Genomic DNA, 24,524 nt, shown 5'->3' with positions numbered 1-24,524 from the left:
CCAGCCATTCCAGGCACCGCCGGTCCGTATCGGCCTGATCCACAGGACACCCCCTAGCGCAACAGCCCGAAGCACGCCGTAAGAAAAGGAAGCGCAACCATGGCAGCCGGCGCCCCCCGGATCTTCGTCTCGCACCTCGCCGGTGTCCCCGTCTTCGACCCGACCGGCGACCAGGTGGGCCGCGTCCGCGACCTGGTCGTGATGCTGCGCGTCGGACGACGCCCCCCGAGGCTGCTCGGCCTGGTCGTCGAACTGGCCACCCGGCGCCGTATCTTCCTGCCCATGACCCGGGTGACCGGCATCGAGTCCGGACAGGTCATCACCACCGGGGTGCTCAACGTGCGCCGTTTCGAGCAGCGGCCCACCGAGCGTCTGGTCTTCGGGGAGCTGCTCGACCGGCGCGTCACCCTGGTCGAGGCCGGTGAGGAGGTGACCGTGCTGGACCTGTCGGTGCAGCAGCTGCCGGCCCGCCGGGACTGGGAGATCGACCGGGTCTTCGTGCGCCGGGGCAGGAAGGGCAGCGCCTTCCGCCGGGCCAAGGGGGAGACCCTGACCGTCGAGTGGTCCGCCGTGACCGGGTTCTCGTTGGAGGAGCACGGGCAGGGCGCCGAGAGCCTGCTCGCCACCTTCGAGCAGTTGCGCCCCGCCGACCTGGCCAACGTGCTGCACCACCTCTCCGCCAAGCGGCGTGCCGAGGTCGCCGCCGCCCTCGACGACGACCGGCTCGCCGACGTCCTCGAGGAGCTCCCGGAGGACGACCAGATCGAGATCCTCGGCAAGCTGAAGGAGGAGCGCGCGGCGGACGTCCTGGAGGCCATGGACCCCGACGACGCGGCCGACCTGCTCGCCGAGCTGCCCGAGGAGGACAAGGAGCGGCTGCTGAGCCTGATGCAGCCCGGGGACGCGGCCGACATGCGGCGTCTGATGGCGTACGAGGAGCACACCGCGGGCGGTCTGATGACCACCGAGCCGATCGTGCTGCGGCCGGACGCCACCGTCGCCGACGCCCTCGCCCGGGTCCGCAACCCCGACCTGTCCCCCGCCCTCGCCGCCCAGGTCTACGTCTGCCGCCCGCCCGACGAGACGCCGACCGGCAAGTACCTCGGCACGGTCCACTTCCAGCGCCTGCTGCGCGACCCCCCGTACACGCTGGTCAGCTCGCTCGTCGACGACGATCTGCAACCGCTCGACCCGGACGCCGCGCTGCCCGTCGTCGCCGGGTTCTTCGCCACGTACGACATGGTCGCGGCACCCGTCGTGGACGAGTCCGGGGCGCTGCTGGGGGCGGTCACCGTGGACGACGTACTGGACCACATGCTGCCCGAGGACTGGCGGGAGACGGAGTTCCACCTGGACGAGGAAGAGACGGAAGGCACGGCGGCGGACGAGGGGGCTGGTGTCCATGGCTCCTGAGCGTGAGAGCGCCACCCGCGAGCGCACCCCGGCGGGAGCCACGGCCACCACCCGGCCGCGCGCACCGCGCCTGGACCAGCCGCGCCCGCCCCGGCGCCGGTTCCTGCCCGAGTGGGACCCGGAGGCCTTCGGCCGGCTGTCGGAGAAGATCGCCCGGTTCCTGGGCACGGGCCGGTTCATCGTCTGGATGACGGTCGTCATCGTGCTGTGGGTGGTGTGGAACGTGGCCGCGCCCGCCGCCCTGCGCTTCGACAACTACCCGTTCATCTTCCTGACCCTGATGCTGTCGCTGCAGGCCTCCTACGCGGCACCGCTGATCCTGCTCGCGCAGAACCGGCAGGACGACCGGGACCGGGTCAACCTCGAACAGGACCGCAAGCAGAACGAGCGGTCCATCGCCGACACCGAGTACCTGACCCGTGAGATCGCCGCGCTGCGGATGGGCCTGGGCGAGGTGGCCACCCGCGACTGGATCCGCTCCGAGCTCCAGGACCTGGTCAAGGAGCTGGAGGAGCGGCGGCACCACGACGGCCACATGACGATTCCGACGGTCCCGGCAGTTCCGGCAGAACGGACGGAACGGTCGCCGGGACGTGACGCAGACGACCGGTGAAGGGCTACCCGAAGGCCCCTCGGGGCGCCGTACCATCGTCCTATGGCTACGGAAGACGCGGTGCGCGAGGCGCTGGCGACGGTGAACGACCCCGAGATCAACCGCCCCATCACCGAACTGGGGATGGTCAAATCGGTGGAGATCGGCGCGGACGGGACGGTCGCGGTCACCGTGTACCTGACGGTCTCCGGCTGCCCGATGCGCGAGACGATCACGCAGCGCGTCACCGACGCGGTCTCCCGGGTCGAGGGCGTCACCCACGTCGACGTCACGCTCGACGTGATGAGCGACGAGCAGCGCAAGGAACTGGCGAACGCCCTGCGCGGCGGCCAGGCCGAGCGCGAGGTCCCCTTCGCCAAGCCCGGCAACCTGACCCGGGTGTACGCGGTCGCCTCCGGCAAGGGCGGCGTCGGCAAGTCCTCGGTGACGGTGAACCTGGCGGCGGCGATGGCGGCCGACGGCCTGAAGGTGGGTGTCGTCGACGCCGACATCTACGGCCACTCGGTGCCGCGCATGCTGGGCGCCGACGGCCGTCCCACCCAGGTCGAGAACATGATCATGCCGCCGTCCGCGAACGGCGTGAAGGTCATCTCCATCGGCATGTTCACCCCGGGCAACGCCCCGGTCGTCTGGCGCGGCCCGATGCTCCACCGCGCCCTGCAGCAGTTCCTCGCGGACGTCTACTGGGGCGACCTCGACGTCCTGCTCCTGGACCTGCCGCCCGGCACCGGCGACATCGCCATCTCCGTGGCCCAGCTGATCCCGAACGCCGAGATCCTGGTCGTGACGACCCCTCAGCAGGCGGCGGCCGAGGTGGCCGAGCGGGCGGGCTCCATCGCCGTCCAGACCCACCAGAAGATCGTCGGTGTCGTCGAGAACATGTCCGGGCTGCCCTGCCCGCACTGCGGCGAGATGGTCGACGTCTTCGGCACGGGCGGCGGCCAGCTCGTCGCGGACGGCCTCACCCGGACGACGGGCGCGACGGTCCCGGTCCTCGGCAACATCCCCATCGACGTCCGCCTCCGCGAGGGCGGCGACGAGGGCAAGCCGGTCGTCCTCACCGACCCGGACTCCCCGGCGGGCTCCGCGCTGCGCGCCATCGCGGGCAAGCTGGGCGGCCGGCAGCGGGGGCTGTCGGGGCTGTCGCTGGGGATCACCCCGAAGAACAAGTTCTGAGGCAACGACCCGCAGCCGCCCGACGGCACAAGGGCCCTACGACGAAGGGGCGCCGGAACCGACCGGCGCCCCTTCGTCGCGCGCAGGGGTGTCACGCGTAGGCGGAAACATCCTTGATCGCGGCGAAGCCCAGCCCGTACGCGCTCATCCCCCTGCCGTACGCCCCCAGGTGCACCCCCTGCTGCGTCGTCCCGGCGAGCACCCAGCCGAACTCGGACTCACGGTAGTGGAACGGCGCCGGTACACCGTCCACGGGCAGGGACAGCGTCGACCACTCGGGGCCGTCGAGGTCGTCCGCCAGGGCCCACGCCGTCTCCGTCTGCTGCTCCAGCCAGTCGTCGCGCAGGCTGTGGTCCAGGTGGCCGGGCCAGGTGCAGGACAGCAGGCCCACGCCGGCCAGCCAGGCCGCGGAGGAGACCGACGTCGCCTCCAGCAGCCCCGTGCCGTCGGCGCTCCTGCGGGGCGGGTTCGCGGCCACGGTGACCACGACCGCGAACTTCTCCCTCGGCTCGTCCGCGGAGGCCGCGACGTGCTCATTGCGTACGGAGGGTTCGTCGCCGTGCCCGATCGACCCGTGCGTGACGGCGCCGTCGGCCGCCGTACCGACCTGCATCAGCCGGCGCGGCCCGGTGAACGCCTCGTCGAGGCCGTACCACGGGAAGGGCGCCAGCAGGTAGCCGTCGACCGTGCGCCGGGCGGAGGGGGCCTGCTGTCCGCCCTCCGCGGCCGGCGCCTGCGCGGCTGACCGACTTGTCGTCTCCATGTGCCCGGACGCCTCCTTGCTCTCGTCGGGCCGGGACGGCCCGCCCCCCTTCGGGCGTACTCGCCCGGCCCGCACAACAACTCGGCAGCATATCCACACCGCCGGGAGCAGCAGCGAAGCCGCCCGGCACGTGCGTCCGCACGGGCGGCCGGTTCAGCGCGGGGGCGCGATGCTCAGGTGGCGTCCGCGTCGAAGGGCGGACGGTCGTCCTTGACCGGGTCCTCGGGCTTCTTGACCATGTCGACACGGCCGCCGGAGGTACCGGCGGAGCCCGCCCCGGACGAGGCGGAGGCCTCGGCCTCGCGGCCGTTGACCGCGTCCGTGACCTCGGCCATCTCCTTCTTCAGGTCGAAGCCGTTGCGGATCTCCTTCAGCCCCAGCTCGTCGTTGTCCAGCTGCTTGCGGATGAAGGTCTTGGGGTTGAGGTCCTCGAACTCGAAGTCCTTGAACTCGGGGCCCAGTTCCTGCCGGATGTCCTGCTTGGCGCTCTCGGAGAACTCGCGGATCTTCCGCACCGTCCGCGTGATGTCCTGGATCACCTTCGGGAGCTTGTCCGGACCGAAGACGAGCACGGCGAGCACGACGATCGTCACCAGCTCGAGTGGTCCTATGTCATTGAACACCTGAAGCTCCTCGCGATGTCCTCGGTCCTCGGCCCTCAGCGGTCTGCGGTGCGGGTCTTCCGTGGTCCGGGCCGGATCCACGGTACCCGGCGTTCCCGTCGGACCGGTACCGTCCCGAGGTGTCCGACCGGGTGTGGACGGCCGGTTTTCCGGGTTGTTTGCCTTGTCGGGCCACGAGTGGGGGCCCGAGCTGTGAGGTTCCTGTCAGTTGCTGCCGGAAGACCCCAGTACGAGCGGTACCTCCCGCGTCCGGCCGCCGCGCCGGACGGTGAGGCGAAGCCGGTCGCCGGGGCGGTGGGCGCGGGTCCTGACGATCAGCTCATCGCCGGAGTGGACGGCCTTGCCGTCGACCTCCGTGATGACGTCACCCGCTTTGAGGCCGGCCCGGTAGCCGGGGCCACCGACGGTGACCGCGGGACCGCCGTCCCCGCCCTTGGCACCGATGCGGGCGCCGTCGCCGCTGTAGTCCATGTCGAGGGTGACGCCGATCACCGGGTGGGTCGCCTTGCCCGTGTTGATCAGTTCCTCCGCGACGCGCCTGGCCTGGTTGACCGGGATGGCGAAACCGAGGCCTATGGAGCCGGCCTGGCCGCTCCCGGAGTCCGAGCCGCTGTCGGCGGAGCGGATGGCCGAGTTGATGCCTACGACCCGGGCCAGGGAGTCGAGGAGGGGCCCACCGGAGTTGCCCGGGTTGATGGGGGCGTCGGTCTGCAACGCGTCGACGTACGACACGTCGCTGCCGTCCCCGCTCCCGCCGCCCGCCGTGATGGGCCGTTCCTTGGCGCTGACGATGCCCGAGGTGACGGTGTTCGCGAGGTCGAAGGGCGCGCCGATGGCGACGACGGGGTCGCCCACCTGGACGTTGTCGGAGTTGCCGAGCGGCAGGGGCTTCAGTCCGCGTACGCCGCTGACCTGGACGACGGCCAGGTCGTAGCCGGTGTCCCGGCCGACGATCCGGGCCTTGGCGGTGTCGCCGCTGCTGAACGCCACCGTGATCTCGCCGTCGGCCGCGGCGGGCTGGACCACGTGGTTGTTGGTGAGGATGTGGCCGCGCGTGTCGAGGACGAAGCCGGTGCCGGTGTCCTGCTCGTCGTCGCCCTTCACGTGCAGCGTGACGACGCTGGGCAGCGCGCGGGCGGCGATCCCCGCCACGCTGTCCGCGGGGCGCCCGGCGGGCTCCTTGCCGGCCTGCGGCAGCCGTACGGTCCCCGGGCCGCCGTCGCGCTCCAGATACGCGCCCACGACACCACCGACACCCCCGGACACGAGCGCGAGCAGCAACGCCCCGCCCGCGAGGATCCGCCCGGCCCGCCTGCGCCGCTGCCTCGCCGTGGGCACGGCGGCACCGGACTGCTGGAACGGGGCGTGGGCCTGGGACGCGGCGGCCCAGGGGTCGTAGCGCTGCCAGGGGCCGGGGGGCGGCGCCTCCGGGGGAAGCTGGGCGGTGGCACCGGGAGGCGCGGCGGGCGGTGGGCCGGCAGGCGCCGGAACGACCGCTGGCGCCGGAACCGCCGCTGTGTGGGCCGCCGGGTGCTGGACCGGCGGAGCGGGTGCCCAGGGACCCGGCCGACCGTACGGCGGCGTGCTGTACGGGTCGGGGTCGTGCAGGGGCCTGGGCCGTTCGACGGGCGGGGAGGCCGAACCGGCGACGGACACCGGACCGGCAGCGGACGCCCGGTCCACCGGCTCACCGGCACCCTGCCCGGTCGGCGACGCCGCAGCCTCGGCCACCATCCCCTCGGGCTCCCCCACGGCCGGGCCCGGCGCACCTCGCGGTCGCCCTGCCGCATCCCCGCCGGACTCCCGCACGGCCGGGGCCACAGGAGCTTCGGACTCCAGGACCGCCGCAGGCCCACCGGACTCCCCCACAACCGGCCCCACCGGAACCGTCGGCTCCCGGCCGGGCACCGGTGCGTCAAAAGGCACGGTGCCTGCCTCGTGCTCTCCGGCCACGCCCCGGGCCACGGGATCGTCCGGGCCGGTCACAGGGCCGCCGGGGCCGCGCGTCGGCGGGACCGGTGCCGGGTCGGCCAGTTCGAAGTCGCCCTCGGTCGAGGCGTCACGCGCGGCTCGGGTCGGCTCGAAGTCGGCGCCGCCCTGCCCGGTCTCCCCCTGCTGGGCCCCGTTCCCCTCGTTCATGTTCTCCCCACCGCTCGCCGCGGCCCGGCTTGTCCGTGGTGGCCGCGGATCGTCGATTCCGCGCCCCCGTCACACCGCGGGCACGACCCACACAGGATTCAACCAGGTGTGCGGGCCCTGACGCGGAGCGCCGGGTCAGGGAGCCGTGCGGGAAGAGGTGGAGGGCGAGGGGACGACAGGGGCGGAGGTGCTGTCGGGGACGGGAGCGGCGAGCAGGCCGGGGCCGGTGACCTCGGGGATCGAGGACCACGTGGTCAGGGTGAACGGCGGGGTGGGACCGATCGGCCGTATCAACGGGGACATGACGCCCGCACCGGCCATCAGCGGAGTGGCCGACACGGTCTGCTGGTCCCGCCCGGCGGGAGACGGCATTCCGGGCAGCAGGGGGGCGGCCACGGAGGTCGGCGCCGTCAGCGTCGGTCCCAGCCGTGTGCCCTGCGCCAGCAGCGGCGCTGCCGAGCGGCGGCGCTGGTTCTCGGTCGCCGGTGTCGCCCCGGAGCCGGTCGTGCGGGCCGGAGCCACGGTTCCGCCGGTGCCGGAGCCGCCGCGCGCGTCCGCGGCCGGGTCGGCCGGGAAACCGGTGGTCACACCGCCCAGCGCGACCGCGGCCAGTGACACCGCCCCGGCGGCGACGAACGCGAACCGCCGCCCTCGCGAGGCGGACCGTTCGGCTTCCGTCCGGCCGACGGGGTGGATGCGGAAACCGCGGTCGGCGACGGAGGCGGGGATGTGCGGGCGGGCGGGGACGTACCCGAAGGCGAACCGCTCGCCGCGGCTCACTCCGAAGACGCCGGTGTCGGAGGCCCTTGCGGAGAATCCCCCGGGCGACGGCGAGCCACCGCCATCCGCATCACCTCCCCCGGGGAGCCCCTGGAGACGGGCCAGGAGGCTCTCCGAGGGAGGCGGCGGGGCCGCCTCCGCGAACACGTTCTTCAGACGGCGCTGGGCGTCCGCCTCCGCCTTGCACCGGGCGCAGGTGGCCAGGTGGGCCAGGACGCGCTCACGGGCCTCATGACCGAGCTCTCCGTCCACCAGGGCGGAGAGCCGGTCTCCCAGATGCTGCTCTGCCAGCTGCCCCTCGGCAGGTTTCGGCCGTGATCCACTCACGCGGTCGCGCCCCCTCCTCCCAGGACGGGGACACGGGCCACGAAGGAGCGCCGCCGCTCGGCCGCCCGGGCCTCCGGCGAGCGGTGCGCCAGGGCCTTGCGGAGCTGGGAGCGGCCGCGGTGGATGCGGGAGCGCACCGTGCCGAGCTTCACGCCGAGGGTCGCGGCGATCTCCTCGTACGACAGCCCCTCGATGTCGCACAGCACGACGGCGGCACGGAACTCCGGCGCGAGGGTGTCCAGGGCCTGCTGGACGTCCGCGTCGAAGTGCGCGTCGTTGAAGACCTGCTGGGGGGTCGGCTCCTTGCTGGGCAGTCGCTCGGCGGCGTCCTCGCCGAGGGCGTCGAAGCGGATGCGCTGCTTGCGCCGGACCATGTCCAGGAAGAGGTTGGTGGTGATGCGGTGCAGCCAGCCCTCGAAGGTGCCCGGCGAGTACGTCGACAGGGAGCGGAAGACACGGACGAAGACCTCCTGAGTGAGGTCCTCGGCGTCGTGCTGGTTGCCCGTGAGACGGTACGCCAGCCGGTAGACCCGGCCGCTGTGCGTGCTGACGATCTCCTCCCAGGTGGGCGGAGTCCACGCCTGCCCGTCCGCGTCGGTGGAGAAGGTCGCGGTCTGGGCGACGTCGGCCGTGTGGCCGTGGTCGGCAGCGGTGTCGTTCACGGATTTCGGCCTGCCCGCCGATCCGAGGAAGCGCCGCAGCACTCCTCCCCGGTCCAAAGGCGTGGCCGCACCTCCCCTGTCAGCTCTGGTGGTGTCCAGTGGAGCCCCTACCATAGCCACCTCGTCCGTTAGCTCCGGATAAGCGGTTTTACGAGAATTTGATCTGTGCTGACACGGCTCGTGCGGCTGCGTCAGCACTTGCTCGGCACCCTGCTCCATCTCCTGCCCCCCGTCGGGATCCCCCGTGACTCGCTCACCCCTCTAAACGCCTGGTCCCATCTGCGGGTTCCCGGGGCAACGGATACAGTCACGCCAGGCAAACACGGGACAGGAGAGGGCCATTACCGGCAACCGGCTGACGAGCTCGGCGTTCGCCGACGCCTTTGTCGCCGAGGACGACGCTCTGCGCTGGGCCCGTGACCGGGCCAGGGAGGCCGGGCTGCGCTCGGTGACGCCCGGCACCGGCGCCGCGCTGCGGTTGCTCGCCGCCACCGCGGACGCGAAGGCGGTCGCGGAGATCGGCACCGGTACCGGCGTCTCCGGGATCCACCTGCTGCACGGGATGCGCCCGGACGGGGTGCTGACCACCGTGGACCCCGAGCCGGAGCACCAGCAGTTCGCCCGGCAGGCCTTCCGTGCCTGCGGCTTCGCCAGCAACCGCGCCCGCTTCATCCCCGGCCGCGCCCTGGACGTGCTGCCCCGCCTCGCGGACGCGGGCTACGACCTGGTCTTCTGCGACGGTGACCGCCTGGAGTACCTGGACTACCTCGCCGAATCGTTGCGTCTGCTGCGTCCGGGGGGCCTGGTGGTGTTCGAGGGCGTCTTCGCGCACGGCCGGACGATGGACTCGGGACCGCAGCCCACGGAGGTGCTGCGGCTGCGGGAGCTGCTGCGCACGGTCCGGGAGAGCCAGGAACTGGTCCCGTCCCTGCTGCCGGTGGGCGACGGCCTGCTGTGCGCGGTCAAGCGGTGACACGCGGCCGTCCGTCGTGGGCGCCCCTCGTGGCCGTTCGTCGTGCCGTCCGGCGCGGCCGGGCGTGAACGCCGGGGCGGCGGGTACCCGAGCGCGGGGACAGGTCTGGGGATGCGGCTGCCCCCGGCACCGTGGCGGTGCCGGGGGCAGCCGGAAGTACAGGATCGCCGGCGCGTCAGACGACGACCTTCTTGAGGGCGTCGCCGAGCGCTTCGGCCTCGTCGGGGGTCAGCTCGACGACGAGCCGACCGCCGCCTTCGAGCGGAACGCGCATGACGATGCCCCGCCCCTCCTTGGTCACCTCGAGCGGGCCGTCACCCGTCCGCGGCTTCATGGCCGCCATGCTCGTTCCCCTTCCTGAAACCCAGCTCATCGTCAGCCGACGGCCCTGGGCGGGCACGCACGGTCCGGACGGACACGCGACACCGGCATCGAACACATTGCTTCCAGGCCATTATCCCGCATCGCACGACCCGATGACCAACATCGGTAGGCATCGCTTGGGCAACGCGCGCGAGCAAAACCACTCAATTCGGCGATGCGACTGCGATACTGCGCCACCGCGCGGACGTCCGGGGGCCCAGGACACGAGAACATTCTTTGACGCAGGTCACACGTCCGGTCCGATACGCCGACGACGATCTCGGCCATGCTGTCCTTCAGACACCGGACGTACCGAGCGGTACGCCGGACCGTGACACCGGAACCGGAGGGGACACGCCATGGCCGACACCGTGCTCTACGAGGTCAGCGACGGGCTCGCGACGATCACGCTGAACCGCCCCGAGGCGATGAACGCGCTGAACATCGCGACCAAGGTCGCCCTCCGGGAGGCGGCGGAGGCGGCGGCCTCCGACGAGGCGGTACGGGCCGTGCTGCTGACCGCGGCCGGGGACCGGGCGTTCTGTGTGGGGCAGGACCTCAAGGAGCACATCGGGCTGCTGGCCGCAGACCGGGAGACCGGCTCGGGGCACACGATGAGCACCGTGCGGGAGCACTACAACCCGATCGTGCGAGCTCTGACCGGCGCACCGAAGCCGGTGGTCGCGGCGGTGAACGGGGTCGCGGCGGGGGCGGGCTTCGGGTTCGCGCTCGCGGCCGACTACCGGGTGGTGGCGGACACGGCGGCCTTCAACACGTCCTTCGCGGGCGTCGCCCTGACCGCCGACTCCGGGATCTCGTGGACGCTGCCGCGGGTCGTCGGCCCGGGCCGGGCGGCCGACCTGCTGCTCTTCCCGCGCAGCATCACCGCGCAGGAGGCCTACGAGCTCGGGATCGCGGGCCGTCTCGTGCCCGCCGGTGAGCTGCGGGCCGAGGCCGAGAAGACGGCGCGGGCCCTGGCCGAGGGGCCCACCGTGGCGTACGCGGCGCTCAAGGAGGCCGTGGCGTACGGGCTCACCCACTCCCTCGCGGAGAGCCTCGAGAAGGAGGACGAGCTCCAGACGCGGGCGGGGCAGTCCGAGGACCACGCGATCGCGGTGCAGGCCTTCGTGAACAAGGAGAGGCCGAAGTACCTGGGCCGGTGAGGGTCGCGCTCAGGCCCGTCGCGCCGCGCAGGTCACGAGGTGGTCGTCCACCAGGCCGCACGCCTGCATCAGCGCGTACGCCGTCGTCGGGCCGACGAAGCGCAGGCCCCGCTTCTTCAGGGCCTTCGACAGGGCCGTCGACTCGGGCGTGACCGCCGGGACGTCCGCCAGGGTCTTCGGCGCGGGGCGGCCGTCCGGGTCGGGGGCGTGGGACCAGATCAGCTCGTCCAGCTCGCCCGGAGACCAGTCGGCGAGCACGCGTGCGTTGGCGAGCGTCGCGTCGATCTTGGCGCGGTTGCGGATGATGCCGGGATCGACGAGCAGGCGCTCACGGTCCTCGTCGGTGAAGGCGGCCACCGCCTCGATCTTGAAGTCGGCGAACGCGGCGCGGAAGCCCGGGCGGCGGCGCAGGATGGTGATCCAGGACAGGCCCGACTGGAAGGCCTCCAGGCTGAGCCGCTCGTAGAGGGCGTCGTCGCCGTGGACCGCGCGACCCCACTCCTCGTCGTGGTACGTCACGTACTCCGCGGCGGACAGCGCCCACGGGCAGCGCAGCAGGCCGTCCGGGCCGGCGAGGGCGGTGCCGTCGCTCACTGCTGCTCCTCCTGGACGGGCTTGTCCTGCGGGGCGTGGGCCGCCGCGTGGGCGCCGGCCAGCGCGGACTCCAGGTCGGCGATACGGGCGTCCCGCTCGGCGAGTTCGGCGGCGAGGCGGCCGAGGGCGTCGTCCACGTCGGCCATGCGGTACCCGCGGGGCGCGAGCGGGAAGCGGAGCTTCTCCACGTCGGCGCGGGCGACCGGGCGGTCCGGCGGCAGCGGGTCGTGCAGGCGCTCCGGCGCGGCCTCGGGCAGCGGACCGCTCTCGCCGCCGCCCACCACGGCGAGAGTCACCGCGGCGACCACGACGGCGAGCGCGACGACCAGGAACAGAAACATAACCATCGCTGAGGGTCCCCACGCTCGGTGTGCTCGTTGTCGAAAGTGCTGGGTCCGATCGTGCCATGCGAGGCTGACGGTTAGGGTCGCAGGCGGCTGTGGAGACGGACGTACTAGGAGAGGTCACAGGGGATGCTCAGGCTGGGCAGGCGGGAATTCGGACCGCACGAGCCGGTGATCATGGCGATCGTGAACCGGACCCCGGACTCCTTCTACGACCAGGGGGCCACCTTCCGTGACGAGCCGGCCCTCGCGCGCGTGGAGCAGGCGGTGGCCGAGGGCGCCGCGATCATCGACATCGGCGGGGTGAAGGCCGGGCCCGGCGAGGAGGTGTCCGCGGTGGAGGAGGCGCGGCGCACGGTCGGGTTCGTCGCGGAGGTGCGGCGGCGGTTCCCCGACGTGGTCATCAGCGTGGACACCTGGCGGGCCGAGGTGGGGGCGGCGGTCTGCGAGGCCGGGGCGGACCTGCTCAACGACGCGTGGGGCGGGGTGGACCCGGGGCTGGCGGAGGTCGCGGCGCGGTACGGGGTGGGGCTGGTGTGCACGCACGCGGGTGGCGCCGAGCCGCGGACGCGGCCGCACCGGGTGACGTACGACGACGTCATGGCCGACATCCTGCGGGTGACGCTGGGGCTGGCCGAGCGGGCGGTCTCGCTCGGGGTGCCCCGGGAGTCGGTGCTGATCGATCCCGGGCACGACTTCGGGAAGAACACGCGGCACAGTCTCGAGGCGACGCGGCGGCTGGGGGAGATGGTCGCCACGGGGTGGCCCGTGCTGGTGTCGCTGTCCAACAAGGACTTCGTCGGCGAGACGTTGGACCGGCCGGTCAAGGAGCGGGTGGTGGGGACGCTGGCGACCACGGCCGTCTCGGCGTGGCTGGGGGCGCGGGTGTACCGGGTGCACGAGGTGGCGGAGACCCGGCAGGTACTGGACATGGTTTCGTCGATCGCGGGCCACCGACCGCCGGCTGTCGCCCGCCGGGGCCTGGCGTAGCCCACCGGGGCTGACCCGCGGTCTCCTCGCCCCTGCCGCCCCTCCCCTTCCCCAGGGGCCTCCGCTCCCTGAACCCCCGCGGGGCTCCGCCCCTGCATCCCGCCGGGGGCTGCGCCCCCGGACCCCGCTTCGGCCTGAACGGCCTCGTGTGGTGGGTGGGCGCAGGCCCGGGGGTCTGGGGGGCGGAGCCCCCAGCGGGGTCCACCGGAGCCTCCCGCACCCGCGCAGACCCAGCGTCAGCGGCCCGTCAGCGGCCGGCTTCCTTGGACACCAGGGCCACCGCCTCGTCCACCTCGTCCGTGACGTGGAAGAGGAGGAGGTCCTTCTCCGCCGCCTTGCCCTGGGCCACCAGCGTGTTCTTCAGCCAGTCGACGAGACCGCCCCAGTACTCGCTGCCGAAGAGGACGATGGGGAAGCGGGTGACCTTCTGGGTCTGGACGAGGGTGAGGGCCTCGAAGAGTTCGTCGAGGGTGCCGAGGCCGCCGGGCAGCACCACGAAACCCTGGGCGTATTTGACGAACATCATCTTGCGGACGAAGAAGTACCGGAAGTTGAGCCCGATGTCGACGTAGGGGTTGAGCCCCTGCTCGAAGGGCAGCTCGATGCCCAGGCCGACCGACGTGCCGCCCGCCTCAGAGGCGCCCTTGTTGGCCGCCTCCATGGCGCCCGGGCCGCCCCCCGTGATGACCGCCCAGCCCGCCTGGACCAGGCCGCGGCCGAGGCGGACGCCGGCCTCGTACTCGGGTGAGTCCACGGGCGTCCGCGCCGAGCCGAACACACTGATGGCGGGCGGGAGTTCGGCGAGGGTGCCGAAGCCCTCGATGAACTCCGACTGGATGCGCAGGACCCGCCAGGGGTCCGTGTGCACCCAGTCGGTGGGGGCGCGCTCGTCCAGCAGACGCTGGTCCGTCGTGCTCGCGGTCACCTGTCCGCGCCGTCTCAGGACCGGTCCCAGCCGCTGCTCCTCCGGTGGCTGCTTCTTGCCCTCGGGGTTGCCGGTAGCCATGTGCGCTCCCTCCGCTTGCCGGGTCTTTCCGCCTCAGCGTAGATCGCCGGGGGTTACGGACGGGGGACGCGCGCGTGTCCGCCACGCAGCGGCGGCCGGGGCGTCAGTCCGTGAGCCAGGCGCGCAGCCGTTCCTCGCCCGCCAGGATCTTCCCGGTTTCGACCCGTTCGTCCCGCTTGTGCGCCAAGTGCGGGTTACCGGGACCGTAGTTGACCGCGGGGATGCCCAGGGCCGAGAACCGGGAGACGTCCGTCCAGCCGTACTTCGGCTGCGGGGTACCACCGACCGCCTCGATGAACCGGACCGCCGCCGGGTGGGACAGCCCCGGCAGCGCCCCACCGCTGTGGTCGTCCACCACGAACTCCTCGACACCGCAGCCGGCGAAGACCTCGCGGACGTGCGCGACGGCCTCCTCCTCCGTACGGTCGGGCGCGTAGCGGAAGTTGACCGTGACCACGCACTCGTCGGGGATGACGTTGCCGGCCACGCCGCCGCTGATCCCCACCGCGTTCAGGCCCTCGCGGTACTCCAGGCCGTCGATGACGGGGTAGCGCGGCTCGTACGAGGCCAGGCGTGCCAGGACGGGGGCCGCCGCGTGGATCGCGTTCGAGCCCATCCAGGCGCGCGCCGAGTGGGCCCGCTCGCCCTTGGTCTTCAGCAGCACCCGGAGCGTGCCCTGACAGCCGCCCTCGACCTGTCCGTCGGACGGTTCGAGCAGCACCGCGAAGTCGCCCGCCAGCCATTCGGGGTGGGCCTCGGCAACGTGCCGCAGGCCGTTGAGGTCGGCGGCGACCTCCTCGTTGTCGTAGAAGACGAAGGTGAGGTCGCGGTTGGGGGCCGGGACCGTCGCCGCGACGCGGAGCTGGACCGCGACGCCCGACTTCATGTCGCAGGTGCCGCACCCCCACAGGACGCCGTCCTCGTCGAGACGCGAGGGGACGTTGCCGGCGATGGGCACCGTGTCGATGTGGCCGGCCAGGATCACCCGCTCCGCCCGGCCGAGGTCGGTGCGGGCGATCACGTTGTTGCCGTACCGGTCGACCCTCAGGTGCGGCAGGGCACGCAGCGCGCTCTCGATCGCGTCCGCGAGCGGCTTCTCGGCGCCGCTCTCGGAGCGGAAGTCGACCAGCCGCGCGGTGAGCGCGGCGGCGTCCAGAGTGAGGTCAAGCGTGGTGTCGGCCATGGTTTCGACCCTAACCTGCCACCCGGAACCCGGCGCAGGGGTCACAGCGGGCTCCAGTACCTTGTACGCGTGCCAGAGCCGTCCCCAACTACCCCTGGCGTTCCCAGTGGTCCCGGCAGTCCGGGTACCGCGAACGCCCCCAAGCGCCGTGGCCGCCTCTTCCGTTTCGGGGCGGCCATCGTGGTCCTTCTCGCCGTCGTGGGCTATCTCCTCGTGCAGTACGTCACCGGAGGCGCGGGCGCTCCGGGCTGCCGGGTCGTCTCGGCGAAGGGCGACGGGGCGTCCTACGAGTTCACGCCCGAACAGGCGGTGAACGCGGCGACGATCACCGCCGTCGGCACCGGACGCGGAATGCCCGAGCGGGCGGTGGCCATCGCCCTGGCGACCGCACTGCAGGAGTCGGGGCTGCGCAACATAGAACACGGGGACCGCGACTCGCTGGGCCTGTTCCAGCAGCGGCCCTCGCAGGGCTGGGGCACCGAGAAGCAGATCATGGACCCGACGTACGCGGCGGGCATCTTCTACGAGCACCTGGCCAAGGTCCCCGACTACAGGGAGCTGCCGCTCACCGTGGCCGCGCAGCGCGTGCAGCGCAGCGGCTACCCGGAGGCGTACGCCAAGCACGAACCCGACGCCACGCTGCTCGCCGCCGCGCTGACCGGGCGCGCGGCGGCCACCCTGACCTGCGACGGCCGTCCGCAGACACAGGTCGCGGCGATCGGCCCGGACGGGGTGCGCACCGCACTGGTACGGGACTTCGGGCGCGACGCCCTGCAGGAGGCCGGCGCCGAGGTGAGCGGCAAGGGGGCGGCGACGCCGTCCCCGAGTGTGACGACCGAGGCGCACGGGCGGACGGTGACCGTGCCGGTGCCCGCCGACGTGCCGGCGCACGGCACGAACACCCGGGCGAAGCGGGCGGCGCGGGAGCGCGGCTGGCAGTTGGCGCACTGGGCGGTGGCCAACTCCTCGGCCCTGCACATCGAGCGGGTGTCCTACGCCGGGCGCGAGTGGACCGCCGGGAGCACGCGGAGCCGGTGGCGCAGCACCGGGTCCACGAGTACCGGCGGCGCCGGGGCGGCGGCCACGGATGCCGTGCGGATCGTGACCGGGCAGTAGTACGGGAACTCACCCGTCAGGGTCATGCGGTGCGGGTCGGGGGTGTGGGTGCGCAGGTTTTCGCGCGGTCACCCTCCGGCTCGCCGAACCCTTGCGGAAAAAGGGCCGTAAGGTTTCTGCGGGACACCCCTCGGGACACCTTTCGCTCGCTTTTATCCACAGCAGATAATGCGATGCGTTATCAATTCGTTACCCCTCGCCTCCGCAACCTTCGCGGGACTCGTGCGGTATTCACTGCGTCCGAGTACGGACGATCAGTTCTTCTCCCTTCCGCGAAGGAGCATCATGTCCCTCCCCCTGACCCGCCGGATCGCCCGTGCCGCGCTGATTGTCGCAGCGGGAGCGGCCGCCGGGGTCGGTGCGGCCGGCTCTGCCGGCGCGGCCACGAACCTGCCTGCCACCCCGAACACCGGCGGGCTGACCGCACTGGACGGGGCCAGCGCCGGCAACGCCATCGACAGCACCACGCAGAACGTCACCGGGGTCGCGGGTGAGACCGGTGGCCAGGCGGTCAAGAAGGCGGTGCCCGCCGCGGGCAAGACCGGTGGCAAGCTTCTGAAGAAGGCGACGCCGGCGGCGCAGCGGACCGCCGGGGAAGTGGCGGGAACCACCGGCGGTGTCGTGGGCGACACCGCGTCCACGGCCACGAAGGGCGGGCTGCCGACGGGTTCCCTCACCAAGGGCGGGGTGCCGGGGGCGTCGCTCCCGGTGGCCAAGGGCGGGCTGCCGACGTCCTCGCTCCCGGCCCCGTCGCTGCCGAGCACCAAGGGTGTGCCCCAGCTCGGCGCCTGAGTCCGGCTGCTGATCTTCGCGGCGAAGGGGCCCGGGACGTCTCCCGGGCCCCTTCGCCCTGTGCTGTCCCGCGTCGGTCCGCGCGGAGGCGGCGCTACTCGGTCAGCCTGCGTACCGCGGCCGCGACCCGCTCGTCCGTCGCCGTCAGGGCCACGCGTACGAACTTCTCGCCCGCCGGACCGTAGAAGTCGCCCGGGGCGACGAGGATCCCCCGGTCGGCCAGGTGGGCGACCGTCTCCCAGCAGGACTCGTCACGAGTGGCCCACAGGTAGAGACTGGCCTCGCTGTGCTCGATGCGGAAGCCGTGGGCGAGGAGGGCGTCGCGGAGCACGGTGCGCCGGGCCGCGTAGCGCTCGCGCTGCTCGTGGACGTGGGTGTCGTCGCCCAGCGCCGCCACGACGGCCGCCTGGGTGGGGGCGGAGGTCATCATGCCGCCGTGCTTGCGGATCTCCAGCAGCGGGCCCAGGACGGCCGGGTCGCCGGCCAGGAAGGCCGCGCGGTAGCCCGCCAGGTTGGAGCGCTTGGACAGCGAGTGGACGGCCACGACACCGTCGTACGAGCCGCCGTTCACGTCCGGGTGCAGGACCGAGACCGGGTCGGCCTCCCAGCCCAGCTCGAGGTAGCACTCGTCGGAGACCAGCAGCACGCCGTGCTCGCGGGCCCAGGCGACGATCCGGGTCAGCTCCTCCTTGGCCAGCACCTGGCCGGTGGGGTTGGAGGGCGAGTTCAGCCAGAGCAGCTTCAGGCCCGCCGGGTCCAGCTCGGTCGCATCGTCGTAGGCCTCGTACTCGGCACGGGCCAGCCGGGCGCCGACCTCGTACGTCGGATAGGCCAGACGGGGGAAGGCGACCCTGTCACCGGGGCCCAGGCCCAGCTGGGTGGGGAGCCAGGCCACCAGCTCCTTGGAGCCGACGATCGGCAGCACGTGGCGGTGGGTGACCCCACGGGCACCGAGGCGGCGCTCGACCCAGCCCGTGATCGCGTCGCGCAGCGCCGGGGTGCCCCATACCGTCGGGTAGCCCGGGGAGTCGGCCGCGGCGATCAGGGCCTTCTGGACGATCTCGGGGACCGGGTCCACCGGCGTACCGACCGAGAGGTCGACCATGCCGTCCGGGTGGGCCGCGGCCGTCTTCTTGTAGGGCTCCAGCTTGTCCCAGGGAAAGGTCGGGAGCCGGTCGGAGACTGCGGACACGGGGATCTGGCTCACTTTCTGCTTCGGCAAACGCCTCGGCCCCGTACGGCGGCGATCAGGACGATCGTGCCGTACGGGACCGAAGGAGCGCGGATGCGGCCGCTCTTACTGGTTCTGCGGCGGCAGCGCGGCGATGAAGGGGTGGTCCCGCTCGATCAGCCCCAGCTTGCTGGCGCCGCCCGGGGAGCCGAGCTCGTCGAAGAACTCGACGTTCGCCTTGTAGTAGTCCTTCCACTCCTCCGGAGTGTCGTCCTCGTAGAAGATCGCCTCGACCGGGCAGACCGGCTCACAGGCACCACAGTCGACGCATTCGTCCGGGTGGATGTACAAGGACCGCTGGCCCTCGTAGATGCAGTCGACCGGGCACTCCTCGATGCACGCCTTGTCCTTGACGTCGACACAAGGCTGCGCGATGACGTAGGTCACGCTGTCGTTCCTCCTCGATAGGGCGCTGGCGGGCCTCCTCAGGCTCCGCCGCCTGGCGCGCGGGAGCGCGGCGTCGTCGATGCCCGCCCCTAGTATCTCCGTTCCTGGGCATGATCCGAACAGGAGGGGTGAACTGACCTGTGGAAATCTCGGCCGCTGGGCACTTCACAGTCCGTGTCACCGCTGCTGACGTGGGCAAACGAGTCTCCGTACGGCGCTTGAGGGACACTGAAGCGTCGGAGGAGAAGTTCACCGACACGGTGGGTGTTCTCACATCATGGGACGACGGCGTGCTGCTGATCACACAGCGCAACGGCGAGAGCGTCCGGATTCCGGAGTCCGCGCTGGTCGCGGGCAAGGTGGTCCCGGCCGCCCCGGCGCGTCGCCGGGGCCCGTCCGCCACCCACTCCGAGCTGGCGCACGTCGCGTCCCGGGCGTGGCGTCCGGTGGAGAGCGAGCGGCTGGGCGAGTGGGAGCTGAGGGCTGCAGTCGAGAAGGTGCCGCGCGATGGGGGTCCCCCCAGGCGTTCAGCTCCGGGGGAGCGTCCGTGGGGGGCGGTGGCCGGGCGACGGGCGGGCTTCACCAGGCGGGCGAACAGCGTGTCGGCGGCCGGCGATCCCGGGCTGCCCCTCGACGAAGCCCTGGCGGCCGTACGACGCTGGTACGGCGAGCGCGGTCTCCCCGCGTACATCCAGACCGCCACCGGCGCCGAGGGCACCCAGGAACTGCTCTGCGCGGAGCTGGAGCGGCGCGGCTGGGTGCGCGAGGTGAGTGCCGAGCTGTGGATCGGCGCACTGGCGCCGGTCGCCGACCGGGCCGAGGGCACCGAGGTGGTGCTGGCCCGGGAGGCGGACGAGGCGTGGCTGGCGCGGTATCAGCGCAAAGGGGTGAGTGAGGTGGCCCTGAAGGTGCTGGGCTCGGGGCCGTCGGTGTGGTTCGCGACGGTTCCCCCGGACCCCCGGGAGGACGGTGGCGCACCGCTCGCCATCGGCCGGTGTGTCGTGGACGGTCGGTGGGCCGGTTTCGCCGCCGTCGAGGTGGACCCGGCCGCACGGCGGCGCGGGCTGGCCACGGCCGTGATGGCCGCCCTCGCCCGCCGGGCCATGGAGGAGGGCGCCTCGGCGGCCTGGCTGCAGGTCGAGACGGACAACGAGGCCGCTCGGGCGCTGTACGCCGGGCTGGGCTTCTCGGCGCACCACGCGTACCACCACTACCGCGCGCCGGAGGACCCCGCCGGCCCGCCGCACGGATCCTGCTGAACGGGGCAGGTGCCTGTCATGAGTGCCCCCTATCCCCCACCCCCCGGGCGGACCGCCGAGCTGCGGCAGCGGTTCGCCGAGGAGGCGCGGTCCGAGCGGCCCGACCTGTCGGCGCTGTGCCTGCTGCTCGCCGCGCAGGCGGACGGCTCCGTGGACGAGGCCGGCCTGGACGCGGCGCAGGTGGAGCTGGACCGGCTGGCGGGAGAGCTGCCGTTCCGGCCGGGTGGTCCGCACGCGTGGGCGGTGGCGCTGTGCGAGCTGCTCGGCGACCGGTACGGGTTCCGGGGCTGTGCCGCGGACTACCAGCGGCTGGAGTCCTCGCTGCTGCACGAGGTGCTGCGGCGGCGGCGCGGGCTGCCGATCCTGTTGTCGGTGGTGTGGATGGAGGTCGCCCGGCGGGCCGGGGCACCGGTGTACGGGGTCGCGCTGCCGGGCCACTTCGTGGTCGGGCTGGGAACGGCCGCGGAGCAGGTGCTCGCCGATCCGTTCGACGGCGGGCGGGTGCTGACCGGGTCCGACGCCGAGTTGTTGGTGGCCGGGGCGACGGGGGCTCCGGTGGATCCGGCGATGCTGGTGCCCGCGGCGCCCTTGGATGTGGTGACGCGGATCCTGAACAACGTCCGGGCGTGGGCGGCGGCCCGCCCGGAACGGTCGGATGTGGGCTTGTGGGCCGTGGAGTTGTCGTTGCTGCTGCCGTCCCGTCCGGCCCGGCTGCGCTATGAGCGGGCTCAACTACTGGTGCAGCGAGGCGACTTCACCGAGGGCGCGGCCGAACTCGACGCGTATGCCGAGCTGGTGGAAGTGGTGGACGAGACGGCCGCGGACCGGGTACGGCAGCAGGCGCATGCGGCACGGGCGATGCTGAACTGACCGCCTGGGCGGGTCCGTTCCGCTACAGCCAGCCCTTCTCCCGTGCGATCCGGACCGCCTCCGCCCTGTTGCGTACCGCGAGTTTCTGGATCGCCGTGGAGAGGTAGTTGCGTACCGTCCCCTGGGACAGGTGCAGGGCGGCCGCCAGTTCCGCGTTGGTGGAGCCGTCGGCGGCGGCGCGCAGGATCTCGCGTTCGCGGTCCGTGAGCGGATTGGCGCCCTCGGCGAGGGCCGCCGCGGCGAGGGTGGGGTCGATGACGCGTTCGCCGGCCAGCACCTTGCGCACCGCCGCGGCGAGCTGGGCGGCGGGGGCGTCCTTGACCAGGAAGGCGTCGGCGCCCGCCTCCATGGCGCTGCGCAGGTAGCCGGGCCGCCCGAAGGTGGTGAGCACGACCAGCTTGACCGCGGGCAGCTCCTTGTGGACCTGGGCGGCGGCCTCGATACCGGTGCAGCCCGGCATCTCGATGTCGAGCAGGGCGACGTCCACGCCGTGCTCGCGGGCGGCGGCCAGCACCTCGTCCCCGCGCGACACCTGGGCGACGACGTCGATGTCGTCCTCGAGGCCGAGCAGGGCGGCCAGCGCCTCCCGGACCATCGACTGGTCCTCGGCGAGGAGGACCTTGATCGTGCTGCTCATGCCCCGGATATTACGTCCCCGGCGGTGGGCGCGGGTACACGGGCGACCAGCCGGAAACCCCGTCTGCCCCGGCCCGCCTCGAGGGTGCCGCCGGCCTTCTCCAGACGCTCGGTCAGGCCGGTGAGGCCGTTGCCCGGCCCCTTGCCCGAACCGCCCGACCCGTCGTCCTCGACGGCGAGTTCGAGGACGGGGCCGTCCAGGGTCTGACGGCGCAGGACCTCCACGGTGCAGCGTCCGGCACCGCTGTGCCGTACCACGTTGGTGACCGCCTCGCGCAGCGCCCAGGCGAGGGTGGCCTCGGTCTCCTCGGGGACGCCGGCCAGGTCCGGTTCGGCGGGCACCTCGGCGACGACCCCGGCCGCGGTCAGGGCGACCTGGGCACCGGCCAGTTCGGCCGCCAGGCGCGGGCGCCGGTAGCCGGTGACCGCCTCCCGTACGTCCACCAGCGCCTGGCGGCTGACCTGTTCGATGTCGGCGACCTGCTGGGCCGCCTTGTCGGGGTGGTCGGGGAGCATCCGGCCCGCCAGCTCGCTCTTCAGCGTGATCAGGGACAGCGAGTGGCCGAGCAGGTCGTGCAGATCGCGGGCGAGGCGCAGCCGTTCCTCGTTGGCGGCGAGCTGGGCGACGGTGGCCCGGGCCTTGCGCAACTCGACGGTCGTACGGAGGAGTTGCACGACCCCGGTCATGGCGAACCCGATGAGCACGACCAGGACGAGCAGGTTCTGGGCCTCGTCCTCGCCGGCGTGCAGACCGACCAGGAGCATCGTCCCGGCCGTCGCGGGGATCGCCCAGCGCGCGATCCGCAGCGGGAGGGTGGACCCGCAGGCGACGGAGACGTAGCAGTACAGGCCCAGCCAGTGCGCGCCGAGCGTGAGGCTCAAGCCGGTCGCCAGCACGCCGAGGGCGACGAGCACACCGGCGACGCGCCGCGGGGCCATCACTGTGCCCATGTTCCGGAAGACCAGCGCCAGGTAGAGCCCGACGAACACCGCGAGGCCCAGCCAGCCGGCCGTGGTGCCCGCGACGGTGTGGTTCCCGGCGACGAGATCGTGGATGGGCGAGCTGAGGAAGACCAGCCAGACACCGATCCACAACACCTTGCGCAGCAGCATGTCCTTGCGGCTGCTGGGCGACTGCCCCAGAGGGATCGGCGACTCCCTCCGGGGCTCCCCGGCCACCGGGACTTCCGTCATCGTGCTCACGCCTTCAGCGTGTCCTTCCGGTACAGCCAGGCCGCGCCGCCCGCGAAGAGGAGGAAGTAGACGGCGAGGACGGCGATGTCCTGGGTGTGCGGGGCCTGGCTCTGTTCGATCGCCCGTCCGAGGGCAGCGTACGCGTGCGTGGGCAGCCACTTGGCGATGTTCTGCAGCCACTGCGGGAAGGTCGTCGACGGCATCCACAGGCCGCCGAGGATCGACATCCCGAAGTACACGATCATCGTGATGGGGCGGACCGCGTCCCCTGAGGCGACGTAGCCGATGGCGACGCCGAGCGCGGCGAAGACCAGGCTGCCCGCCCAGATGACACCGGTGAGAGCGAGCCACTGCCAGGCGTCCAGTCGTACATGCTTGACGGTCGCGGCGACGATGAACACCACGATGATCGACGGCAGGCTGACCACCGCCGCGCTGGCGGTCTTGGCGAGGACGTAACCGCGCCCGGGCAGCGTGGTGAGCCGCAGCTGCCGTACCCAGCCGCTCTCGCGCTCCTTGGCGATGCGCTCGCTGTTGCCCATCAGGACGGCCGTCAGGGCGCCGAAGGAGGCCATGGAGACCATCAGGTAGGTGGCGACGGTCAGCCCGCTGTCGCCGACCTTCTCGCCCGAGCCGGCGCTGCTCGAGAAGATCAGGTAGATGAACGAGGGGTAGAGCACCGAGAAGAACAGGAACTTCTTGTTGCGCAGGGCGCGGGCCAGTTCGAGCCTGATCAGCGAGTTCATGACTGCTTGGCCTCCTCGGCCTCCGTGATGGCGACGAACGCCTGCTCGAGTCCGAGCCCGGCGACTTCGAGGTTGCGGGGGTAGACGCCCAGGCCGTACAGGGCGTGCACGGTGGCGTCGGCGTCGGTGGACTGGATGCGGACGGTCTGGCCCGATATGTCGATCGCGCCCAGGAACGGCAGGCCGCGCAGGGCGGTCTCGTCGATCTCGCCCTCCAGGTCGAAGGAGACACGGCGGGCGCCCGCCTTGGCCTTGATCTCGGCGGCGGTGCCGTCGGCCAGCAGCCGGCCCCGGTGCAGGACCAGGACGCGGTCGGCGATGGCGTCGGCCTCTTCCAGGTAGTGCGTGGCGAACAGCACGGTCCGCCCCTGGTCGGCCTGCTCGCGCATGGTGGCCCAGAAAGCCTGGCGGGCGGAGACGTCCATGCCGGTGGTCGGCTCGTCCAGGACGATCAGGTCGCTGTCGCCGGCGGTGGCGAGGGCGAAGCGGACGCGCTGGGCCTGGCCGCCGGAGAGCTTGTTGACCTTGCGGTCGGCGATCTGGTTGACACCGGCGCGGGCGAGCACGTCGGTGACCTTGTACGGCCTCGGGTGCAGGTCGCAGGCGAGCCGGACCAGCTCGGCGACGGTGACCTCGTCCATCAGCCCGCCGCTCTGCAGCATGGCCCCGACACGTCCGGCGACGATCGCCTGGCGCGGGCTGGTGCCGAAGACGCTGACCGTGCCGCCGTCGGCCTGCTTGAGGCCGAGCAGCAGGTCGAGGGTGGTGGACTTGCCGGCACCGTTCGGGCCCAGCAGGGCCACGGTCTCGCCCGGGTGCAGCCGCAGCGAGAGCCCGTCCACGGCCCGGGTGCTCCCGTACGTCTTGCTCACCTGATCGAACCCGACCACCGGGGTGCCGGTGGTCGCCGCTGTCGTTGTCATGACGTACATGCTGGCCCCGGCGGCCGGTGCGCCGTCAGTGTCGGCGGTCCCGAGTGCCGGATGACAGATGTCATGCGGCGGGGGGTGACATGACGTGAGGGAGGGGGGGGGGGGGGGGGGGCGCGGCCCCCCCCCCCCCCCCCCCCCCCCCCCCCCCGCCGGGGGGGGGGGGGGCCCCCGGGGGGGCCCGGGGGGGGGGGGGGGGGGGGCGGCGGGCCCCGCGACCGGGTACGGCGATTGAGGACCGGGCAGCGGGGG

At 72.7% G+C, this 24,524-nt stretch carries 26 protein-coding genes; 10 read left to right on the top strand and 16 right to left on the bottom strand.

Going from position 1 to position 24,524, the window contains the following annotated elements; genetic code table 11:
- The first annotated feature begins 99 nt into the window (after positions 1-99).
- The 3 genes from ACFYZQ_RS36640 to ACFYZQ_RS36630 are packed head-to-tail and all read left to right on the top strand — an operon-like array spanning position 100 to position 3,202.
- Positions 100-1,413 (top strand): magnesium transporter MgtE N-terminal domain-containing protein, encoded by a 1,314-nt coding sequence (locus tag ACFYZQ_RS36640; RefSeq protein WP_389157672.1) that lies wholly within the window; start codon positions 100-102, stop codon positions 1,411-1,413.
- On the top strand, positions 1,403-2,026 hold the full coding sequence (locus ACFYZQ_RS36635) for a DUF1003 domain-containing protein (RefSeq protein WP_389157669.1): 624 nt from the start codon (positions 1,403-1,405) through the stop codon (positions 2,024-2,026). The genes ACFYZQ_RS36640 and ACFYZQ_RS36635 overlap by 11 nt, the downstream gene beginning before the upstream one ends.
- A 42-nt stretch (positions 2,027-2,068) precedes the next feature.
- Positions 2,069-3,202, top strand: a complete 1,134-nt coding sequence (locus ACFYZQ_RS36630) for an Mrp/NBP35 family ATP-binding protein (RefSeq protein WP_389157666.1) — start codon at positions 2,069-2,071, stop codon at positions 3,200-3,202.
- Between the two features lie 91 nt (positions 3,203-3,293).
- On the opposite strand, the gene ACFYZQ_RS36625 is transcribed toward ACFYZQ_RS36630, so the two are convergent.
- From ACFYZQ_RS36625 to sigE, 5 genes are all read right to left on the bottom strand, one after another.
- Positions 3,294-3,965: a hypothetical protein gene (locus tag ACFYZQ_RS36625; protein WP_389157664.1), complete on the bottom strand. Its 672-nt coding sequence runs from the start codon at positions 3,963-3,965 to the stop codon at positions 3,294-3,296.
- Positions 3,966-4,138: 173 nt separating this feature from the next.
- Entirely contained in the window at positions 4,139-4,588 is a 450-nt protein-coding gene (locus tag ACFYZQ_RS36620) for a sec-independent translocase (protein ID WP_389157660.1), read from the bottom strand.
- A gap of 204 nt (positions 4,589-4,792) precedes the next feature.
- Entirely contained in the window at positions 4,793-6,727 is a 1,935-nt protein-coding gene (locus ACFYZQ_RS36615; RefSeq protein WP_389157657.1) for a trypsin-like peptidase domain-containing protein, read from the bottom strand.
- 135 nt (positions 6,728-6,862) lie between these two features.
- Complete coding sequence (locus tag ACFYZQ_RS36610; RefSeq protein ID WP_389157654.1) at positions 6,863-7,834, bottom strand: zf-HC2 domain-containing protein; 972 nt, start codon at positions 7,832-7,834, stop codon at positions 6,863-6,865.
- Positions 7,831-8,538: an RNA polymerase sigma factor SigE gene (sigE, locus tag ACFYZQ_RS36605; RefSeq protein ID WP_389157836.1), complete on the bottom strand. Its 708-nt coding sequence runs from the start codon at positions 8,536-8,538 to the stop codon at positions 7,831-7,833. The genes ACFYZQ_RS36610 and sigE overlap by 4 nt, the downstream gene beginning before the upstream one ends.
- 259 nt (positions 8,539-8,797) lie before the next feature.
- Between sigE and ACFYZQ_RS36600 the strand changes: the two genes are divergently transcribed.
- Positions 8,798-9,469: an O-methyltransferase gene (locus ACFYZQ_RS36600; protein ID WP_389157833.1), complete on the top strand. Its 672-nt coding sequence runs from the start codon at positions 8,798-8,800 to the stop codon at positions 9,467-9,469.
- A gap of 175 nt (positions 9,470-9,644) precedes the next feature.
- Here the strand turns inward: ACFYZQ_RS36600 and ACFYZQ_RS36595 are convergent, their stop codons facing one another.
- On the bottom strand, positions 9,645-9,812 hold the full coding sequence (locus ACFYZQ_RS36595; RefSeq protein ID WP_018544333.1) for a DUF3117 domain-containing protein: 168 nt from the start codon (positions 9,810-9,812) through the stop codon (positions 9,645-9,647).
- A gap of 379 nt (positions 9,813-10,191) precedes the next feature.
- Here ACFYZQ_RS36595 and ACFYZQ_RS36590 point away from each other — a divergent pair, with 379 nt between their 5' ends.
- On the top strand, positions 10,192-10,995 hold the full coding sequence (locus tag ACFYZQ_RS36590; RefSeq protein WP_389157652.1) for an enoyl-CoA hydratase/isomerase family protein: 804 nt from the start codon (positions 10,192-10,194) through the stop codon (positions 10,993-10,995).
- A 9-nt stretch (positions 10,996-11,004) separates the two neighbouring features.
- On the opposite strand, the gene ACFYZQ_RS36585 is transcribed toward ACFYZQ_RS36590, so the two are convergent.
- Positions 11,005-11,589, bottom strand: a complete 585-nt coding sequence (locus tag ACFYZQ_RS36585; protein WP_389157649.1) for a DNA-3-methyladenine glycosylase I — start codon at positions 11,587-11,589, stop codon at positions 11,005-11,007.
- Entirely contained in the window at positions 11,586-11,936 is a 351-nt protein-coding gene (locus ACFYZQ_RS36580; RefSeq protein ID WP_389157646.1) for a DivIVA domain-containing protein, read from the bottom strand. Before ACFYZQ_RS36580 ends, ACFYZQ_RS36585 begins: the two co-directional genes overlap by 4 nt.
- Before the next feature lie 126 nt (positions 11,937-12,062).
- Here ACFYZQ_RS36580 and folP point away from each other — a divergent pair, with 126 nt between their 5' ends.
- Positions 12,063-12,923 carry a dihydropteroate synthase gene (gene folP / locus ACFYZQ_RS36575; protein WP_389157644.1) on the top strand — a complete coding sequence of 287 codons (861 nt, stop codon included), beginning with the start codon at positions 12,063-12,065 and terminating at the stop codon, positions 12,921-12,923.
- A gap of 247 nt (positions 12,924-13,170) precedes the next feature.
- Here the strand turns inward: folP and ACFYZQ_RS36570 are convergent, their stop codons facing one another.
- Positions 13,171-13,929: a TIGR00730 family Rossman fold protein gene (locus ACFYZQ_RS36570; RefSeq protein ID WP_389157641.1), complete on the bottom strand. Its 759-nt coding sequence runs from the start codon at positions 13,927-13,929 to the stop codon at positions 13,171-13,173.
- Positions 13,930-14,032: 103 nt separating this feature from the next.
- On the bottom strand, positions 14,033-15,112 hold the full coding sequence (dapE, locus tag ACFYZQ_RS36565; protein WP_389157639.1) for a succinyl-diaminopimelate desuccinylase: 1,080 nt from the start codon (positions 15,110-15,112) through the stop codon (positions 14,033-14,035).
- A gap of 180 nt (positions 15,113-15,292) precedes the next feature.
- On the opposite strand from dapE, the gene ACFYZQ_RS36560 reads away from it, so the two are divergent.
- The gene (locus ACFYZQ_RS36560) at positions 15,293-16,228 is read left to right on the top strand and encodes a heavy metal transporter (RefSeq protein WP_389157636.1); all 936 of its coding nucleotides are present in this window, start codon (positions 15,293-15,295) and stop codon (positions 16,226-16,228) included.
- A gap of 285 nt (positions 16,229-16,513) precedes the next feature.
- Positions 16,514-17,020: an ATP-binding protein gene (locus ACFYZQ_RS36555; protein WP_389157634.1), complete on the top strand. Its 507-nt coding sequence runs from the start codon at positions 16,514-16,516 to the stop codon at positions 17,018-17,020.
- Positions 17,021-17,114: 94 nt separating this feature from the next.
- On the opposite strand, the gene ACFYZQ_RS36550 is transcribed toward ACFYZQ_RS36555, so the two are convergent.
- The gene (locus ACFYZQ_RS36550) at positions 17,115-18,212 is read right to left on the bottom strand and encodes a bifunctional succinyldiaminopimelate transaminase/glutamate-prephenate aminotransferase (RefSeq protein ID WP_389157632.1); all 1,098 of its coding nucleotides are present in this window, start codon (positions 18,210-18,212) and stop codon (positions 17,115-17,117) included.
- A gap of 105 nt (positions 18,213-18,317) precedes the next feature.
- Positions 18,318-18,638: a ferredoxin gene (gene fdxA, locus ACFYZQ_RS36545; protein WP_030669097.1), complete on the bottom strand. Its 321-nt coding sequence runs from the start codon at positions 18,636-18,638 to the stop codon at positions 18,318-18,320.
- Between the two features lie 140 nt (positions 18,639-18,778).
- On the opposite strand from fdxA, the gene ACFYZQ_RS36540 reads away from it, so the two are divergent.
- Positions 18,779-19,897 (top strand): GNAT family N-acetyltransferase, encoded by a 1,119-nt coding sequence (locus tag ACFYZQ_RS36540; RefSeq protein ID WP_389157630.1) that lies wholly within the window; start codon positions 18,779-18,781, stop codon positions 19,895-19,897.
- 18 nt (positions 19,898-19,915) lie between these two features.
- Positions 19,916-20,767, top strand: coding sequence for a tetratricopeptide repeat protein (locus ACFYZQ_RS36535; protein WP_389157627.1), 852 nt, complete (start codon positions 19,916-19,918; stop codon positions 20,765-20,767).
- A 22-nt stretch (positions 20,768-20,789) separates the two neighbouring features.
- On the opposite strand, the gene ACFYZQ_RS36530 is transcribed toward ACFYZQ_RS36535, so the two are convergent.
- From ACFYZQ_RS36530 to ACFYZQ_RS36515, 4 genes are read right to left on the bottom strand one after another with little or no spacing between them, the layout of a single operon-like run.
- On the bottom strand, positions 20,790-21,404 hold the full coding sequence (locus tag ACFYZQ_RS36530; RefSeq protein WP_389157624.1) for a DNA-binding response regulator: 615 nt from the start codon (positions 21,402-21,404) through the stop codon (positions 20,790-20,792).
- A complete protein-coding gene (locus ACFYZQ_RS36525) occupies positions 21,401-22,597 on the bottom strand; it encodes a sensor histidine kinase (RefSeq protein WP_389157830.1) in 1,197 nt (398 codons plus the stop codon). The genes ACFYZQ_RS36530 and ACFYZQ_RS36525 overlap by 4 nt, the downstream gene beginning before the upstream one ends.
- Before the next feature lie 5 nt (positions 22,598-22,602).
- A complete protein-coding gene (locus tag ACFYZQ_RS36520) occupies positions 22,603-23,343 on the bottom strand; it encodes an ABC transporter permease (protein WP_389157621.1) in 741 nt (246 codons plus the stop codon).
- Positions 23,340-24,266: an ABC transporter ATP-binding protein gene (locus ACFYZQ_RS36515; RefSeq protein WP_389157618.1), complete on the bottom strand. Its 927-nt coding sequence runs from the start codon at positions 24,264-24,266 to the stop codon at positions 23,340-23,342. Before ACFYZQ_RS36515 ends, ACFYZQ_RS36520 begins: the two co-directional genes overlap by 4 nt.
- Positions 24,267-24,524 lie beyond the last annotated feature (258 nt).

Source organism: Streptomyces sp. NPDC001843, from assembly GCF_042891955.1.
In the GTDB taxonomy this organism is placed as follows: Bacteria; Actinomycetota; Actinomycetes; order Streptomycetales; family Streptomycetaceae; genus Streptomyces.
The sequence above is the reverse complement of the archived record's forward strand: the minus strand, read 5'-3'. Positions and strand labels throughout refer to the sequence as shown.

What these genes read in the sequence shown, in the direction of transcription:
- ACFYZQ_RS36640 (WP_389157672.1), top strand. Translation starts at nt 100, where the DNA reads ATGGCAGCCGGCGCCCCCCGGATCTTCGTCTCGCACCTCGCCGGTGTC.
- ACFYZQ_RS36635 (WP_389157669.1), top strand. Translation starts at nt 1,403, where the DNA reads ATGGCTCCTGAGCGTGAGAGCGCCACCCGCGAGCGCACCCCGGCGGGA.
- ACFYZQ_RS36630 (WP_389157666.1), top strand. Translation starts at nt 2,069, where the DNA reads ATGGCTACGGAAGACGCGGTGCGCGAGGCGCTGGCGACGGTGAACGAC.
- ACFYZQ_RS36625 (WP_389157664.1), bottom strand. Translation starts at nt 3,965, where the DNA reads ATGGAGACGACAAGTCGGTCAGCCGCGCAGGCGCCGGCCGCGGAGGGC.
- ACFYZQ_RS36615 (WP_389157657.1), bottom strand. Translation starts at nt 6,727, where the DNA reads ATGAACGAGGGGAACGGGGCCCAGCAGGGGGAGACCGGGCAGGGCGGC.
- ACFYZQ_RS36595 (WP_018544333.1), bottom strand. Translation starts at nt 9,812, where the DNA reads ATGGCGGCCATGAAGCCGCGGACGGGTGACGGCCCGCTCGAGGTGACC.
- ACFYZQ_RS36590 (WP_389157652.1), top strand. Translation starts at nt 10,192, where the DNA reads ATGGCCGACACCGTGCTCTACGAGGTCAGCGACGGGCTCGCGACGATC.
- ACFYZQ_RS36580 (WP_389157646.1), bottom strand. Translation starts at nt 11,936, where the DNA reads ATGGTTATGTTTCTGTTCCTGGTCGTCGCGCTCGCCGTCGTGGTCGCC.
- folP (WP_389157644.1), top strand. Translation starts at nt 12,063, where the DNA reads ATGCTCAGGCTGGGCAGGCGGGAATTCGGACCGCACGAGCCGGTGATC.
- ACFYZQ_RS36570 (WP_389157641.1), bottom strand. Translation starts at nt 13,929, where the DNA reads ATGGCTACCGGCAACCCCGAGGGCAAGAAGCAGCCACCGGAGGAGCAG.
- dapE (WP_389157639.1), bottom strand. Translation starts at nt 15,112, where the DNA reads ATGGCCGACACCACGCTTGACCTCACTCTGGACGCCGCCGCGCTCACC.
- ACFYZQ_RS36555 (WP_389157634.1), top strand. Translation starts at nt 16,514, where the DNA reads ATGTCCCTCCCCCTGACCCGCCGGATCGCCCGTGCCGCGCTGATTGTC.
- ACFYZQ_RS36535 (WP_389157627.1), top strand. Translation starts at nt 19,916, where the DNA reads ATGAGTGCCCCCTATCCCCCACCCCCCGGGCGGACCGCCGAGCTGCGG.
- ACFYZQ_RS36530 (WP_389157624.1), bottom strand. Translation starts at nt 21,404, where the DNA reads ATGAGCAGCACGATCAAGGTCCTCCTCGCCGAGGACCAGTCGATGGTC.
- ACFYZQ_RS36525 (WP_389157830.1), bottom strand. Translation starts at nt 22,597, where the DNA reads ATGACGGAAGTCCCGGTGGCCGGGGAGCCCCGGAGGGAGTCGCCGATC.
- ACFYZQ_RS36520 (WP_389157621.1), bottom strand. Translation starts at nt 23,343, where the DNA reads ATGAACTCGCTGATCAGGCTCGAACTGGCCCGCGCCCTGCGCAACAAG.
- ACFYZQ_RS36515 (WP_389157618.1), bottom strand. Translation starts at nt 24,266, where the DNA reads ATGACAACGACAGCGGCGACCACCGGCACCCCGGTGGTCGGGTTCGAT.